At 47.9% G+C, this 16,689-nt stretch carries 9 protein-coding genes and 1 tRNA gene; 2 read left to right on the top strand and 8 right to left on the bottom strand.

Going from position 1 to position 16,689, the window contains the following annotated elements; translation table 11 throughout:
• Positions 1-61 precede the first annotated feature (61 nt).
• Positions 62-5,566, bottom strand: a complete 5,505-nt coding sequence (locus F3I09_RS26585; RefSeq protein WP_223233394.1) for an alpha-2-macroglobulin — start codon at positions 5,564-5,566, stop codon at positions 62-64.
• A 147-nt stretch (positions 5,567-5,713) separates the two neighbouring features.
• Positions 5,714-7,210 (bottom strand): ATP-binding cassette domain-containing protein, encoded by a 1,497-nt coding sequence (locus F3I09_RS26580; protein WP_149698093.1) that lies wholly within the window; start codon positions 7,208-7,210, stop codon positions 5,714-5,716.
• A 401-nt stretch (positions 7,211-7,611) separates the two neighbouring features.
• Here F3I09_RS26580 and F3I09_RS26575 point away from each other — a divergent pair, with 401 nt between their 5' ends.
• Positions 7,612-8,067 (top strand): GNAT family N-acetyltransferase, encoded by a 456-nt coding sequence (locus F3I09_RS26575; protein WP_149698092.1) that lies wholly within the window; start codon positions 7,612-7,614, stop codon positions 8,065-8,067.
• Here the strand turns inward: F3I09_RS26575 and F3I09_RS26570 are convergent.
• From F3I09_RS26570 to F3I09_RS26550, 5 genes are all read right to left on the bottom strand, one after another.
• Positions 8,064-8,945: a DUF6048 family protein gene (locus F3I09_RS26570; protein WP_149698091.1), complete on the bottom strand. Its 882-nt coding sequence runs from the start codon at positions 8,943-8,945 to the stop codon at positions 8,064-8,066. The two genes, F3I09_RS26575 and F3I09_RS26570, sit on opposite strands and share 4 nt — an antisense overlap.
• A complete protein-coding gene (locus F3I09_RS26565) occupies positions 8,911-9,387 on the bottom strand; it encodes a DUF6452 family protein (RefSeq protein ID WP_149698090.1) in 477 nt (158 codons plus the stop codon). Before F3I09_RS26565 ends, F3I09_RS26570 begins: the two co-directional genes overlap by 35 nt.
• 204 nt (positions 9,388-9,591) lie before the next feature.
• Positions 9,592-12,468: an excinuclease ABC subunit UvrA gene (uvrA, locus tag F3I09_RS26560; RefSeq protein ID WP_149698089.1), complete on the bottom strand. Its 2,877-nt coding sequence runs from the start codon at positions 12,466-12,468 to the stop codon at positions 9,592-9,594.
• A 597-nt stretch (positions 12,469-13,065) separates the two neighbouring features.
• Positions 13,066-14,328, bottom strand: a complete 1,263-nt coding sequence (gene fabF, locus F3I09_RS26555; RefSeq protein ID WP_149698088.1) for a beta-ketoacyl-ACP synthase II — start codon at positions 14,326-14,328, stop codon at positions 13,066-13,068.
• Between the two features lie 111 nt (positions 14,329-14,439).
• A complete protein-coding gene (locus F3I09_RS26550; protein WP_149698087.1) occupies positions 14,440-15,516 on the bottom strand; it encodes a fatty acid desaturase in 1,077 nt (358 codons plus the stop codon).
• Positions 15,517-15,650: 134 nt separating this feature from the next.
• Here F3I09_RS26550 and F3I09_RS26545 point away from each other — a divergent pair.
• Positions 15,651-15,739: transfer RNA gene (locus F3I09_RS26545), tRNA-Ser, on the top strand.
• An 86-nt stretch (positions 15,740-15,825) separates the two neighbouring features.
• Here F3I09_RS26545 and F3I09_RS26540 read toward each other — a convergent pair.
• Complete coding sequence (locus F3I09_RS26540) at positions 15,826-16,650, bottom strand: DJ-1/PfpI/YhbO family deglycase/protease (RefSeq protein ID WP_149698086.1); 825 nt, start codon at positions 16,648-16,650, stop codon at positions 15,826-15,828.
• Between the last annotated feature and the right edge of the window lie 39 nt (positions 16,651-16,689).

Here is a 16,689-nt window from a genome sequence, read left to right as displayed (position 1 = left end):
AGACTGCCGTTTAGCTAAGCTATCTGTTGCTTAACTAAACGGCAGTCAATATTCAAATTACTTATTTCGTCACTTCCACCCATTTACCCGGCAGGAACGCATGTATGGTATTGTCATACATCGCTTCGCAGGATACGGCTGGCAGATAATAACGGCCGAGGTAGGCCGCATTCAGCAGGACGTTATAAGTGCGTGTTTTGTTTTCTTCAATGTTGAAGTAAGTGTATACCCTGTCATCGCGAATATCCTTGTAGGTGAATGGCGATGAACGGAAGGTACTGTCATTGTCCATCAGACGGGTGTTGATGATCTCCCATCCACTTGGGAATATCTCTGTCAATGCCATCTGCTCATAATAGCCACGTTTACCGGGGTTGCGGATAGTGACAGTCGCCAGAAAGTCTGCTCCCTGACGCAGAGATGCCGGATCAATAGCCTTACCATCGCGGGTGCTGTATTTCACCTGGATATCCAATACATCCGGATTGTTAGGCACATTTGGCTCCTGGCCGGCATCCGGACGGCCCTGGAGAATGAGGCGGGTATACAGCACATTCTGTCCCTTGTTCTGGATACTTATGTTACCATCTGCCATGCTGGCGAAGGTAACAGGCACCTGGGCTACATAAGAGCTACCGTTTACAGTATTACTGCTGCCATTCAGTGTATAACTAAAGGTCATCTTATTGCCACTACTGTTCACACCACAATATTTGGCCACAGCAATCAGTGCATAAGCAGTGGTTTGTGTACTGTACCAGCTATCCTGTGCGAGGTTAGCGGCTATCTGTTTTAACAGCTCGTTCGCACGGGCACGTTGTCCCAGGATGGTGAGCGTTTCCAGTATCATAGCTTTATCACGCAGGTCGGAACCGAAGGTGCCACCCAGTTGATTGTATGGCTTCACCTCTGTAGGTAATGTTCTTACGAGGCTGTTGGCCAGTTCCGGCTGACCAGCCAGTTTATAGGCTGCTGCCAGTCTCCATTTAGCTTCATTAGACAGGTACTTGAATTCTTTCAGACGGTTCATTGCACCCAATTCCGGCACCTTGGCCAGCGCCAGCAGATACAGGCGGTAAGCCTGTGTCAGGTCGCCACCATAGAAATTGGTAGTGGAAGGAGCCCATGCACCGGCTTTGTTACGCTGGTATTTTTTCCATTGGTCCAGCATGCTGGCAGGCAGCTCATATCCTTTGGCCTGTGCTTCCAGCAGGAAGTGACCGGCATAGTTGGTACCCCACTCGTCCGACTGTCCTTCTCCCGGCCAATAGCTCATACCGCCGTCGGAAGCCTGGAAGCCTTTCAGGCGGTTGATACCTGCTTTGATATTACGGTCTATATTCGCCAGTTCGCCCTGTTTCAGGTCCATCAGCTGGTTCAATGCCAGCTGTGGGAATACGCTGGAGGTGGTTTGTTCCACACATCCATGCGGATACTGGATCAGGTAGTTCAGTCGTTTCGCCAGGTTCAATGCAGGAATAGTGGATACTTCCAGTACGCCGGTGTTAGTACCGGCCATGCCCGCAGGTTTATAGGCAGCGCTCCAGCTCTGACCAGCTTGCAGGGTTGTTTCCTGTACAGTAGTGATCACCGGGTTTGGATTACGTATTTCCAGCTGGGTTTCTTCCTCTGCTTTAGCTGCACCGCTGGTAGCAGTCACTTTCACTTTAGCGATACCTACCTGTGGTCTTACACGCACATCAAAGTAAACGATCTGCTCACCTGGCTGAGGGAAGGTAACAGTCTTGGTACGCTCGCCTACTACTTCCAGCAGCGGACTGGTAGCCAATGTTACTTTTGCAGAACGGATATTATTTTCCAGACCGAATACAGTTACCGGTAACTGGATCGTTTCTGACGGTCCTAATACACGTGGCAGTGTGGTCAGTAGCATGAGCGGTTTCTTCACAGCGACTACTTTTTCTGCAGAACCGTAAGCGCCGTCCTGACCTGCAACTACCATTGCTTTCACAGATCCAACATATGGCGGCAGTTTGAAGTTATGGGTCTGTTTGCCGCCTTTCAGTGTGAATGGCCCCATGTACAGTACAACAGGCTTGAAGCGGTTAGCTTTCGCATTACCTGCGTTTTTATTCAGCCCCTCGTCACCACCGATGCTCAGGATACGTTCTATATCACCTCCCCAGGCGCCGATCACATAATCAAACAGGTCCCATGTTTTTACACCCAGCGCTTCACGTGCATAGAAAGCACTGTGCGGATCAGGTGTTTTGAAACGGGTCAGGTCGAGCAGACCTTCATCCACCAGGGCGATGGTGTAGGTCATATCTTTTCCTTTCGCTTCAGATATGGTGATGCTGGCATTCTGTTCAGGTTCCAGTTTGTCAGGCATGGTGATCACCGGCTGCAATACGGTATTCGCATCATTAATAGCGATCGGGATCACGCCATACATACGGATAGGCAGGTCGTTCAGGGTATTGGCATGTTTCTGCAGCAGGCTGACGTTCACATAAATGTTTGGCGCCATCTCTTTCTCTGCCTTGAACTTGTAGACGGTCTGACCTTTCTGTGTTTCAATCCAGAAGGTTTTCAGCACCTTGCTGCCGGATTCTATGCTTACCAGTCCGCGGCCGCCTTCGGCGCTTGGAATGGTGAGTGTGATATCGTCTCCTACATTGTACTGGCTTTTATCTGATGTAAATACCAGCATAGACGCTTCGGATGGATTCTCTTTCTGTACTCTTTCTGCCCATCCCGGCCAGTCGATATATACTGCCTGACCACTGGTATGGCCGCTCTTCAGGTCTTTTACACGCACAAGGTAACGTCCCCAGTCTGGGTAAGCTATCTGCAGGTTCCAGGTACCTTTACCACCGCGCAGTGTCATTGTTTCTTTCTTCAGGAGCTGGTTGTAGCTGTCCTGCGTGAAGTTGCTGAATTCATCCTCACCGTTCTCATCCCACCACCAACGCCAGCGGATCTTGTACAGTTCTACCTGTACTTCCTGGTTTCCGCTCAGCAGGTTACCGTTTTCATCTACGTTCACGATGCTTACAGGATGAGGTTTGTCTGTGAGCAACATACCCGTCATGCGGTCGCCTTCCGGCATTTTGATACCGGTATAAGATGCAAACGGATTATATGGCATAGAGAAGTGGTCAATACTGAAATCGCCACCTGGCTCAAATACTTTGATCTCGAAGCTCGCCTTCAGCTGGCCGGGAGCTATTTTACCCAATGGCAGATCCACTTTTACAGGTGCTGTACCATTCTCGCCCAGGCTGCTTTCAAAGATGGTCTTGCTTTCAGCTTCGAAGTGGGTGATAGGATCGTCGAAATGATAATCCTTAAAGTTCTTGAAGCTGGTAGTCTGCTGTGTGAGTGACACATCCACCTTTGCCTTCAGGTTCTGTGCGGTAGCGCCGAACAGCCAGCGGGCATTCAGTGTACCCTCAGTTGGAGACGTCTTAGAGAGCGTGGTATTCCTGCCGAAGTTGAGATCTATTTTCAGCCTGTTAGGCTTAACAGTTTCTATGCGGAGGTTTTTGGTAAATACCGCACCACCTACTTTTACTTTAGCCGTCCAGTTACCGGTCAGATCATCAGGAGAAGTGGCAGTAGTAAAACGATAGAAACCATTTACAGACTGCAGTCCGTTCAGTTGTCTGTATAACTGTCCTTTAGGATTGTACAGCTCCAGTGTTACCGGGTGATTAGCAGGCAGTTTCTGTTGTTTATCTTCCAGGATGAAGGTCAGGAACAGCGTATCGCCGGGGCGCCATACCCCACGTTCGCCATACAGGAAGCCTTTGATGCCGCTCTGTACTTCTTCACCTTTCACATCAAAACGGCCCAGTGGCAGGGAGTTACCATCATCCAGTTTCAGGTAACCTCTTTCATCATCTTTTTTAGCAACGAGCAGATAAGGCTTGCGTTTCAGATCGAAAGTAGCCAGACCTTCGCCATCACTCTTAGTTTTGAAGATGACCTGGTTCTGATAGTCGAGCAACTCCAGTTCCACACCGATCATTGGTTTCGTATCGCGGATATCTGTTACGGCAATCAGCATACTGTTGTCATTTCCTCTTTTGGCGGTAAGACCGATATTGGAGGAGAAGACATTGCGGGAGGCCCATCTGTCTTTATTGTAGTAGGAGTTGGAGCATGGATTGTCACGCTCATCCCAGGAATAACCATATGGGTAGTAGTTATCATAACGGCGCCAGAAATCGTCGTCTTCATCTAATTTGTCATTGCCGTAATAACCACCATAGTATTCTTCATCGCTTTCTCCTTCATTTGTGCTCGTACCATTCTCACTTTCAGTAGAAGAGCATCCCAGGAGGGAGTAGGACTTCCGGAAACCTATGGTTACCCGGTAGATAGCACCCGGTTCGGTGCGCAGCAGTTTTTCCATATCCAGGAAGAAGCGGTTGCGCTTGTGGAGGTTGAGTGATTTATCAGCATCCAGGCGGATGGTCTTTTCTACTACCGGGCGTCCAACACGGCGTAATTCCGCGCTACCGTCGAGGCTATTCTGCTGTAAATATTGCGGGATATTGTTCTCATAGATCTTGATGATGGTCACGTCCACAGCACTGAGGTTCACCGCTTCAAAAGGCATCACCAGTTTATTGCTTTCCGGCAGTATCACACCTTTGCCGGGGATGGTCACGGAAGGTTGTGTATTTTCAAAGATGATATTCGCAGAAAAGCTTTGTTCCAGCTTACTATCAGCCACATTCAGGATACCTTCATTCACCACAACGTTATAGTTCCCTTCTAGTCTTTTAGCAGCGAAAACCTTTACCTCACTGCCTTCAATGGAGAAGCGCAGATCGCTTTCACCACTGATACCGATCAGGCCATCCAGTGTCTGAGCTACGCTAACGGGGTCAGAGAACTGTACGAGCACGTATTGTTCTGTTTCAGCCACAGCACGTACGTCCAGCACTTTGAAATCGGAGATAGCGGGTACTTCTATTGTCTTTTTGCCGGAGCGGTCCACCTTCAGTGGGTTACCGTCCCAGTTCAGTTCCAGCTTACGCGAGCCGCCGCCTTTTTCCGCACGTACCAGGTTCTCGATGGTGAAGGTGGATACTTTATCGGCCGCATTGTGTTGCCAGGTGATGGCTACTTTTTTACCGTCATAGGTAGCATTAACTACCTTTTCGATCTGTTGCGGATCTTCCGTATCGGCGGTACTGATAGCGCCGGAGAAGGTCATTTTATTCAGTACATTGCTGCCTGCCGCTTTCAGGCCATACTCTTCTATCGCATAGGATGGCTTGATAACGAGGAATTCGAAGTCGAATTCCTTCAGATCTTTTTCCACCTTCATGACCTTACCCAGCTTGAAGGTAGCTTTATAGGTCTTGCCAGGTTCGAGATTGGCATCGGGTCTGAACTCGACTGTGGTAGCGTCTACCCAATAAGCCTTTCCTTTGATGTTGGGGCTGAAATCAAAAAGTTCCTCTTCCACAGGTTCGTTCTGTGTATGAGTAACATTCACATTGCTGGTCAGTTGTACCCGGATTGTACTTTGCCTCGAAATAACCCCGGCGGTATAGGCTTCAATGTATTTGGCCAGGGCAGGGTTCATGACTGTTTTTGTGTTTTTACAGGCTGTAATGCACGTAATGAGCAGACATACAGCTAAGGCGGAGACGACCGCCAGACGTTTTTTGGGACCCATGAGGTTTAAATGCTGTTTAAGATATAAAGGTAAACTAAATGTATTATAATATTATTATATAGGTTTCCCCCTTTCCAGTTTCAAGACATTGGTAACTGCTGCCGGTATCTCTTCCTGGTAATGTGTAACGAATATAAGGGTCAGATCCATCACACCACATAGGATATCAATGACGTGTTTAAAATGTTCCTTCTGGTGCAGGTCGAGTCCCTGGCAGGGTTCGTCGAAAATGAGCAATGGGGGTTCTTTTACCAGGGCGCGGGCCAGGAGGGTCAGTCGCTGTACACTTTCGGGTACTCCTTTAAAAGCCTGGTTTGCATATGTTGCAATGTCCAGTATATCCATCCACGCAGCGGCGTGTTCCCGTTGTTCGGCAGTGCCCTGGCGGTTGCTGCCGATAATATCAAAGAAGCCTGATACAACTACCTGCAGGCAATTACTGCCGGCCTGGAAGTATTGGTGCAGTTCGGGTGATACAAAGCCTATCTTCTTTTTAATATCCCAGATGCTTTCTCCGCTGCCTCTCTTCCGGTCAAACAGGTACAGTTCCTGTGCGTAAGCCTGCGGATTATCACCATTTATCAGGCTTAACAGGGTCGATTTTCCGGCGCCGTTATGACCGAGCAAAGCCCATTTCTCGTTAGGCTTTACTATCCAGTTAACATCGTCGAGGATCAAATGTTCGCCATACTGCACTTTTATGTGTTCCATCCTGATGATGGTGTCATATGGAGACGGTGTGTTTTTCACAATCGCCCTTATCTTTTCCTCATCCACCTGCCAGCTTTGGGTGGTGACCGGCTGAGGTATCTTCAGATACTCTTCCCGTGTGTACTTCCCTGTTATATGGCCTTCCTCCAGTGTCAGAACATGGGTGATATTTTCCGGTACTTCTGTTGGGGAAGTGACCAGCACTACGGTAGTGCCTCCGGCAATGATCCTGTTTACCATATCACTGAAGTGCTTTCTTGTCTGAACGTCCAAACCACTGAAAGGATTGTCCAGCATCAGCAATACCGGCTGTTTTAACAATGATTTTGCAATCATCACACGGCGGGTTTCCCCGTTGGAAAGCTTGATCAGTTCTTTATCCATCAATGCCGGGATCTTCAGCGGTTCCAGGATAGGAGTCTGCTCTGGTGTAGCACCTGATTCTCCGTAGAGGTATTCCCGTACGGTAGGAGCATCCGAGGAATCCATGCTGTTGAACCGTTGCTGGTAGTAGAAGTCTGTGGTGGTATTAGAGCGGTTTCTGAAGGTATGATGGTGTCCCACCAGTGCCTGCAGGTCCCTGTAGCTGAAATATGGGTCGGTGATAGTATGCTGCTGGCGGTAAGTTTCGCTGAAATGATGATGAATACTGCCATTGATCACATTGAACTTTCCCGCTATCGTATTGAGCAGGGCGGATTTACCTGAGCCACTGGGACCGGTGATTGCCCATTGTTCTCCTGTATTGATATGCCAGTCCAGGCCGGTGAAGAGGGTTGTATCCAGGTAACGAACGGTGATGTGTTCCAATGAAAGGAATGGAATGGCATGGGTACTCATAATCTTGCTGTTTCTCGAAAAATTCCCGGCTAATTTATTATTTATTTTACCATTTGTTGTTGTTTGTTTCCGCTTCCGGCGGATATGGTCGAATGATTCCCATTTCGAAGGCGATTAATTCGCGATTCCCCGAATGCAATCCAATCCCCGGGGGGACGCATTGATCGACCCCTCGTGTATTGATCGACCCCGGGGTTAAAACCCCGGGCTACAAACATGGGACTCCTGACGGAGTCCTATTGTGTTTTGTTAATTACATTTGCTCTAAACACACGATTTTTGATCGAGGTGGATGGTTTGTATGCCATGCCCCGTTGGGGCGATGTGTTTGTGGCCCCGGGTTGCAAAACCGGGGGATTTATCGGGCATAACCCCGCACGAATCAAATAAATAACAATCTTATGATACATTGGATTACCAAGACATTTGAAGAGTTAACCACGCAGGAGCTATACGCATTATTGCGCCTCAGGAGCGAAGTATTTGTAGTGGAACAGAACTGTGTCTTCCAGGATATGGATAATGCGGACCAGCTGGCTGTACATATCATGGGATTTGATGATGAGCTGGACAATGAGCTGGTAGCCTACACCCGTGTATTTGGTCCGGGTATCAAGTTTGACATGTGCTCTATTGGAAGAGTGGTGACTTCTCCCCGCGCCAGAAGGACCGGTATTGGCAAAAAACTGATGGAACACTCTATTGCGGTAGTAGAAGGACGGTTCGGCAAGGTGCCTATCAAAATAGGCGCACAGCAATACCTGGAGAAGTTCTACGCTTCTTTAGGCTTTAAACAAAGCAGTGAGATGTACCTGGAAGACGACATCCCGCATATAGAGATGATCAGGGAAGCTTAGTCTTTCTTCTTTTTTGGTTCCCGGGATTCGCGGATCTTTATCTTATACAACGGAATATAATAAGATACCGTGTAAGTCATATCGAACTGCGAACTCTTGGAGCCGCTGCCAAAACCAGGAATGATAATAGGATCAAACCCTTCAGCAGCGTTGTTGGCGAGCATGATCTTTTCACGTACTGCCCATCCCAGGAATAAATTAGGGAGTGCTTCCACTCTCATACCAAATGTCAGCTCGATCCAGTGGGCGGTCATGTTTGTTTTAGGAAATGAGCCGGGTGTTTCGGAGTCCCAGTATTGATTGTGGATATTGTAGGCAGGAGCTTCGTAGCTATTGCGGGCAAAGCCATAATGGATGCCGCCGTATACCATATTCTTATCAGTAGGATCCTTCTTTTTCAGAAAGTCATAATCCACGCCGATGGTGGTATATGCACCACTGCCTTTATAGGTATAGCTGGTATCGCTGTGAGAGGTACGGTTATAACCGACTTCAAAAGCGCCATAGAGCTTCTTATTAAGGCGTACGTCTGCCTGTACCGCTACGTCAGTTCTGTAGGGCTGGAAGAAGTGCAGGGCAAAACGGCTGATATCTATACCCAGACGGAGGCCGCCAGGAACGTAATAGACAGAATCCGGTTTTTTGGCAGGAACAGCCGCTACCGGTGGATGTTGTGCAGGTTTGCGTCCGGAGGTGTCTGCTGCTTTCCTGGCGGGAGCAGCTGTTGCCGGCGGACGTTGCACGGGTTTGGGGGCGGAAGTATCCACAGCCGTTTTTTTGATACTGGTATCTCCAGCAGGTTTTACCTGAGCCTGAGTAGCTTGTGTGAGCAGGCCGGCCAGACTAATAGATAAAGAATAAAGAAATGTGCGTATCATTCGTGCTGTTTACTTCCCTGTTATTAATATGTAAAGAGTCAATGGTATGATAGGTGGTGATCACCGTATCGAGGGTGAAGAAGGTGGCAAATCCACATCCTGGCGACACAAAATTCTGTTTCCTTTTATACCGGAAGGTCAAGGTGTCTGGGATCATGGTGGAATCCAGTTTCAGGTAAAACCTGCTGCTGTCTGCCAGTGGGTCTAATGACATAAACACGCTGGATCTTGGCTGTTTTTTAACGATCGAGTCTCTTCCCAATGCATACATGGTCACCTTGGGCCAGATGGTATCTTTAACTAAAAAGCCTTGCAATGTGTCCTTCTTAAAGTTCATGCCCAGGTCACTGATCAGGGTCTGGTCACAACTTTTGGTTTCATCTTCACAGGCCGCAAATACTGACAGCAGTAGTATTGCTATAATCCCAGAAATGTATTTCATGCCTGCAAATTACGAGTTCCCTTTACAAGTTCCGCTTTCCGCAGGTGAAATTAATCACCCACGGAAAGGGCTCTATATCATTTTTGCTGAGTGCTCAAAATTGAGTATGCCTACGCAACCTTGCCGGTTGTCCGTCTACCAATGGGAGAAACAAAGCTCCCTTTGGTAAGAAGGCGGAGGTATATTAAATAGGACGTCCGGCTGTTAATTCTTCAGTTCCGGCTTCAGGAACCGGGCGGTATGGCTGTCCTTGCAGTTGGCCACTTCTTCAGGCGTACCGCTACAGAGGATAGTTCCACCGCCGGCGCCACCTTCAGGCCCCAGGTCGATAATATGATCGGCCATTTTGATAACGTCCAGGTTATGTTCAATTACCAGTACGGTGTTACCCCGGTCTACCAGTTTATTGAGAACGTTCAGGAGCAGCTGAATATCCTGGAAATGAAGACCAGTAGTAGGTTCGTCCAGGATGTAGATGGTCTTACCCGTATCTTTTTTGGAAAGCTCGGTAGCCAGTTTTACACGTTGGGCCTCCCCTCCGGAAAGCGTTACCGCCGATTGTCCCAGGGTGATGTAACCTAAGCCCACATCCTGGAGGGTTTTGATCTTGCGGTAAATGTAGTTGACAGGCTGGAAAAATTCCACGGCTTCATCTACAGTCATGTCCAGTACGTCGGAGATGGATTTCCCTTTATACCGGATTTCGAGTGTTTCCCTGTTGTAGCGGCGTCCGTTACATTTCTCACAGTGTACGTATACATCCGGGAGGAAGTTCATTTCGATAACGCGCATGCCGCCGCCTTCACAAACATCACAGCGTCCGCTTTTCACATTGAAGGAGAAACGGCCTGCATTGTAACCCCTGATTTTGGCTTCCGGCACCTGGGAGAACAGCTGGCGGATGTCGGTAAAGAATCCGCAGTAGGTAGCAGGGTTGCTCCGGGGGGTACGTCCGATCGGGGATTGGTCTATTTCTATTACCTTATCGATGTTCTCCAGCCCTTTGATGCTTTTGTAAGGCATCGGCTCCATGTTGGAGTCGTAGGCATGTTTACTGAGGATAGGGTAGAGTGTTTCGTTGATCAGGGTGGACTTGCCGCTACCAGATACGCCGGTAACGCAGATGAATATCCCAAGAGGGAATTTCACACTGACGTTCTTCAGGTTATTACCGGTGGCGCCTTTCAGTTCCAATGCCTTACCGTTGCCTTTACGGCGTTCGGCAGGTACCGGTACTACCCGTTTCCCATTCAGGTAACCGGCGGTAGGTGTGTCCAGTTTCAGGATGTGGGACGGTGCGCCCTGGGCGATGATCTGTCCGCCGTGTACACCGGCACCGGGACCAATGTCCACGAGGTAGTCGGCGTGCAGCATGATGTCTTTGTCGTGTTCTACCACGATCACTGTGTTGCCCATCTCCTTCAGGTTGCGGAGGGCGTCGATCAGCTGCATGTTATCCCGTTGGTGAAGTCCGATGCTGGGCTCATCCAGGATGTAAGTGATCCCCATCAGCTGGGAGCCTATCTGTGTGGCCAGGCGTATACGCTGGCTCTCGCCACCGCTCAGTGTACGGGTAGAGCGGTAAAGGGTGAGGTAGTTCAGTCCTACATTGAGGAGGAATCCCAGGCGCTCACGGATCTCTTTGAGGATATCTTTGGCGATGGTATTCTGCTTTTTATCCAGGCGTTTTTCAATGTCTTTGAACCAGTCCTGTAGCTTGTCGAGATCCATGCTGCCCAGTTCCGCGATATTCTTTTCATCCACTTTAAAGAAGAGGCTCTCCTTTTTCAGGCGGGTACCGTTACATTCAGGACAGGTGTGGAGCTTCATGAAGCTTTCTGCCCAGTTACGTACAGCATCGGAGGAAGTATCGTTGAAATAACGGCGCACGGTATTGATCACTCCTTCAAATTCGTTGTTGTAAGCTTCTTCTGCGCCGTCGCCAAATTCCATATCCATCTCCAGCTTACCGTTCTCGTCACCAAACAGCAGGAGGTTTAAGGTCTTCTGCGGCAGTTCGGAGATAGGAGCTGTCAGGGAGAATTTATGTTTACGGGCCAGCTGCTGTACCTGTTTGAAGGTAAAGGTATCACGGGCTTCACCGAGGGGTGCAAGGCCGCCATCATTGATAGAAATAGAATAATCAGGAATGATGGCATCCATGTCTATCTGGTAGATGGTACCCAGTCCTTTACAGCGGGGGCAGGCTCCGTAGGGGGAGTTAAAGGAGAATGTGTTGGGAGATGGCTCTTCGTAGGAAAGGCCGGTATCCTCACACATCAGTTGTTTACTGTACTGGCTGACCTTTCCGCTGTCGTTGTCCATGATGAAGAGCAGGCCTTTACCCATCTGGAGAGCTTTCTGCACGCTCTGGCTGATACGGGTACGGGCGTCATCCTGTACCTGGATGCGGTCCACTACCAGTTCAATGTCATGGATCTTGTAACGGTCCACCTGCATACGTTCTTTCAGGTCAAGGATCTCTCCGTTGACGCGTACTTTGAGGTAGCCCTGTTTACGGAGTTGTTCGAACAGCTCGCGGTAGTGTCCTTTACGGCCACGGATGAGCGGAGCTAATATTACCAGCTTCTTCTTCGGATAGTTTTTGAACACATGATCCAGGATCTCTTCTTCGGAGAAGCGGGTCATGCGTTTGCCGGTATTATATGAATAGGCAAGGCCTACACGTGCGTAAAGGAGACGGAGGAAGTCATAGATTTCTGTGATGGTACCCACCGTAGAACGGGGGTTTTTGTTGGTCGTCTTCTGTTCGATGGAGATTACCGGGGAAAGGCCGGTGATCTTATCCACGTCAGGTCTTTCCATATCACCGATAAACTGGCGGGCGTAGGCGGAGAAGCTCTCCATGTATCGCCTCTGGCCTTCGGCATAAATGGTATCGAACGCAAGGGAGGATTTTCCGCTTCCGCTGATGCCCGTAATGACTACCAGTTTATTCTTGGGTAACTGCAGGTCCAGATTTTTCAGGTTATGTGCCCTGGCGCCAAACACTGCTATATGGTCATCTGCCGTGACCGGTGCCGGGTCAGGCGTTATTACATTCTCTTTCTTCTTTGCCATATCAGTTTAAAAAGCCGTGGTCCACCGGAAAATGAACCACGGACTATTTTAGACTACTAAACTACGGCATAATTACGAGTTTACTAAAAATTTTAGTGAGGCTATTTAGTAACATGCTGATTATCATCGGGACAATGCCAAACGGTACGGGTGGCTATACGCGTATCAGCATACCATAAACTTGTCTCGTAGGCTGTAACATACCCTTTTTCGTTAATTTCCTGGTTAATGAAGGAGCGGTCATATTCCGGGTATTGATAATCATTGACAGCTCTCCCAGGCTACAAACAGACGGCAGCGACGGAGCTGTATTTTCGCGAATGATCCAATTCGGTTCCCGGAGTTGAAACCCCTGGCTACAAGCACGCGGCATCCAGGGGAGCCGAATGCTACGAATAATCCCGTTACGTGTTCCCGGGGGAGGGACTTTGGGATGTAGTTTTATCAGGGGTAGTATTCCCAAATCTTATCCGAAGGAAAGAAAATTACGCTTTATGATCCTCTTAGTATAGAAGAGGAAGGAGGGCAGTGATAATGAAAAAGCGAATTACGATCGTAATTCGCTTTTTCACTATTATTATAATACGGTTGGCCTTATTAAGCCTTGTATTTTTTGAATATTACGATCGCATTATGACCACCGAAACCGAAGGTATTGCTCATAGCAACATTTACGGTACGTTCCTGTGCCTTACCGAGGGTCAGGTTCAGGTTGGTCGGGATACCTTCACCCAGTGTAGCAGTATTGATGGTAGGAGGTATCAGGTCAAACTGAGTAGCCTTGATACAAGCAATCGCTTCAATCGCGCCGGCAGCCCCCAGGAGGTGACCGGTCATGGATTTGGTAGCGCTGATATTTACTTTGGTAATATGATCACCGAATACGCCGGTGATACCTTTCAGCTCGCTTACATCACCCAGCGGGGTAGAAGTAGCGTGTGCATTGATGTAATCAACATCTTCTGGTTTCAGTTCAGCATCTTCCAGGGCCCTTTCCATGCCTAAGCGGGCGCCGAGGCCTTCAGGATGGGTAGCGGTCAGGTGATAAGCATCAGCGGTCATAGCGCCACCTACCATTTCTGCGTAGATGGTAGCGCCTCTTTTCACTGCGTGTTCATATTCTTCCAGAATGATCGCGCCAGCGCCCTCTCCCATTACGAAACCATCACGGTCAGCGTCAAACGGGCGGGAAGCAGTAGCATGATCCTCATTGCGGGTAGACAGCGCCTTGAGAGCATTGAAACCGGCAATACCTGCGCGGGTAACAGGCGCTTCAGAACCACCAGCTACGATAGCGTTGGCCTTACCCAGGCGGATATAGTTGAAAGCATCTACCAATGCACTGCTGGATGAAGCGCAGGCAGATACAGTACAGTAGTTCACACCCATGAAACCATATTTCATGGAGATCTGACCTGCTGCGATATCGGAGATCAGCTTGGGAATAAAGAAAGGATTGAATTTAGGAACGAAGTTGCTCTGTGTAAATTCGACGATCTGGTCTTCGAAGGTCTGCATACCACCGTTACCAGACGCCCAGATCACACCGATTTGGGTTTTGTCCACACCATCCAGGTGAAGGCCTGCATGTTCAACAGCCTCCTGGGCAGCCACCATGGCATATTGCGTAAACATGTCCATTTTACGGGCTTCCTTCTTTTCCATGAATTTCTCTATATCAAAACCTTTTAGTTCGCAGGCGAACTTGGTTTTAAACTCCGTAGTGTCGAAACGGGTAATAGGACCAGCACCACCGGTACCTGATTTAAGACTATTCCAGAATGTGTTTACATCGTTTCCGATAGGCGTTAAGGCCCCCAGCCCGGTAACCACAACCCTTTTTAACGTAACAGTGCGCATAATGCTTTGACTTTAAAATCGAAAGTTAGAGCGCAAATTTAGTCACTTATTCTTATGATTACGCATATTCATAAGATTTATGTGTCATATAAATAAAAAGAGGGCAATTTATCAGGCTACGGCGCTGGTCACGGGCACTGCCGTGAGGTCTATTTTTTGAGTGCGGGTTTTCAGAAAGGCGATAATTTCTTCGTCGGTATTGAACCTGTTACCAATATTCACAAAATGCCTGGCCAGGAGATCATACCGTTTGGTCATCAGATAAAGCCAGACGTGCAGGAAGTGGATACTGTCAAATACGATGGCGTCATTGGCAATGTACTCTGGCAGTGTTTGCCGGAAATAAACCGGATGTTCCGTCCAGTGCATGGAGGGCTTTACGTGATGGCTGATGTGGTAGCCGTCATTCCAGCATTGGTGATTGTATTTGGTATTAATACAGGTAATACTGTTTTTATATGAGTTGTCGGGTTCGCTGGCGTCAATAAAGGCATGTTGTGCCCAGTTGCCTACCATCATAATGATCCTGGAAATGACAAATGGGATAATGAATACTGTCAGGGTGGCCGGGAAATTGATAAAAGACAGTCCTATACAGGCGAGATAAAAGAGCAGTTCTCCTCTGGCGGTTTTGACCATCAGTTTCTGGCGATGTTTACGGATAAAATACTGACAGAGGGTGACAACGCCCGTAAATATAAAGCTTGTCAGGTATTTGCCGAATCCCTTGAAAGAATCGCGTTGGTAAGCCATGGTACTGCTTTCATCTTCGGGCATATTGTTCTCCGGATGGTGCATGCCGATATGATGGCTGTAGTAAGTTTCCGGGGTCTGTCCAAATAGTGGTCCTAGCACCCAGGGGAGATAATGGTTCAGGATACCATATTTCTTATTGAAGAATACCCGGTGGCTGGTACAGTGCAGCATCAGTCCGAAGGAGCCTTTGTACCTGAAATTGTTCAGTACCTGATAAACAATGGCGGCTGTCCACCACAACCATCCGGGTACCGGCAGGTATAAAATGATAGCCAGCGGCAGTAATGTTAATGTCAGTTCCATTGTCAGATAAACAAATGGAAGGTCACGCTCATCGCGGATCATGGATTTGAAGAATCGCTGGAAGGCATTGTCGGGCCCCTTAGGACTAACGTATATGGGATCGGTTATTACACCTGTGAATATTTTCATTTACAGTTGTTTAGGTCAGATCGCATTGGTTATATTAAGGTAAACGAATAAATCGGATAAATCTTATTCTAAAAAACTTTTGGATACGTTAAAATAATTCCTATTTTTGCAACCCCTAACGGGGAAATTGATTCGGTGAGATGCCTGAGTGGCCGAAAGGAACGGTTTGCTAAACCGTCGTACGGGTTAAACTGTACCGAGGGTTCGAATCCCTCTCTCACCGCAGAAATTAAAAAGCCTTCAGATGTGATCTGAAGGCTTTTTTGTTTCGTTTTTATCGTAAGTCCATTTCCTAAAAAAGGAGTATACCTATTTTTTAATCAACCAATTTTCTACCGCTCTGGAAAAATCGGCTACGTCAATGGGATGTCTGCTGGTAATCAAATTGCCATCGCTAACTACCGATTGTTCCAGCACAGTGGCGCCGGCATTTTTCAGGTCACTTTGTATATTCCAGTAGCCGGTGAGTTTTTTCCCTTTGATGATATCTGCAGAAGCCAACACCACAGGTGCATGACAAATTGCTGCTATTAGTTTCCCGGATCTGTTAAATTCCTGAACAAATCTGATTACATCTTTATCAGCCCGAAGGTTATCCGGATTCCAGGCGCCGCCGGGAATGAATACAGCATCATAGTCAGTGACTTTAATTTGGTCTGCCGTACGATCAAATTTTATCCAACCTACCGGCTGCAGGTATTGTATAGCCATGATGTGGGTTTTAGACATTTCCGGATAAGCAAGCCCATATCGTTCGGGAGCCGGGTTGTACTTAGGCGCCACTATATCAACGGTTGCTCCCAACTGTCTGAAATACCATACCGGACCTGTTAATTCAATTTCCTCGAAACCGTCTGCCACAAGCACTGCTATCTTCTTGCCTTTTAATGCCGAGCTGTTTTTTACCGGGGTAAAGAAGAATGCTTTTAATGCTTCGTTGCCCGGTGCATTTAATAATTTTGATACGGGCATGTTTACAACAGCCGACTCTGTTGATAATTGATTGATGATTTCCAGTTCGTTCGCGTTTTCTATTGTATTCATATGTTCAGTTTTTACTTTTACCTGCGCATCTGCAGTTATTGCGAGTATGGTCAGTATACCTGCTACAATGAGATGATTAAATGGTTTCATTTTTTTTCAATTTAATAGTTAATGATTTCCTTTGAAGGT

Source organism: Chitinophaga sp. CF418 (assembly GCF_900142925.1).
Lineage (GTDB): Bacteria > Bacteroidota > Bacteroidia > Chitinophagales > Chitinophagaceae > Chitinophaga.
Note: the sequence above shows the minus strand (reverse complement) of the source record. Positions and strands in the feature narration are given on the sequence as shown.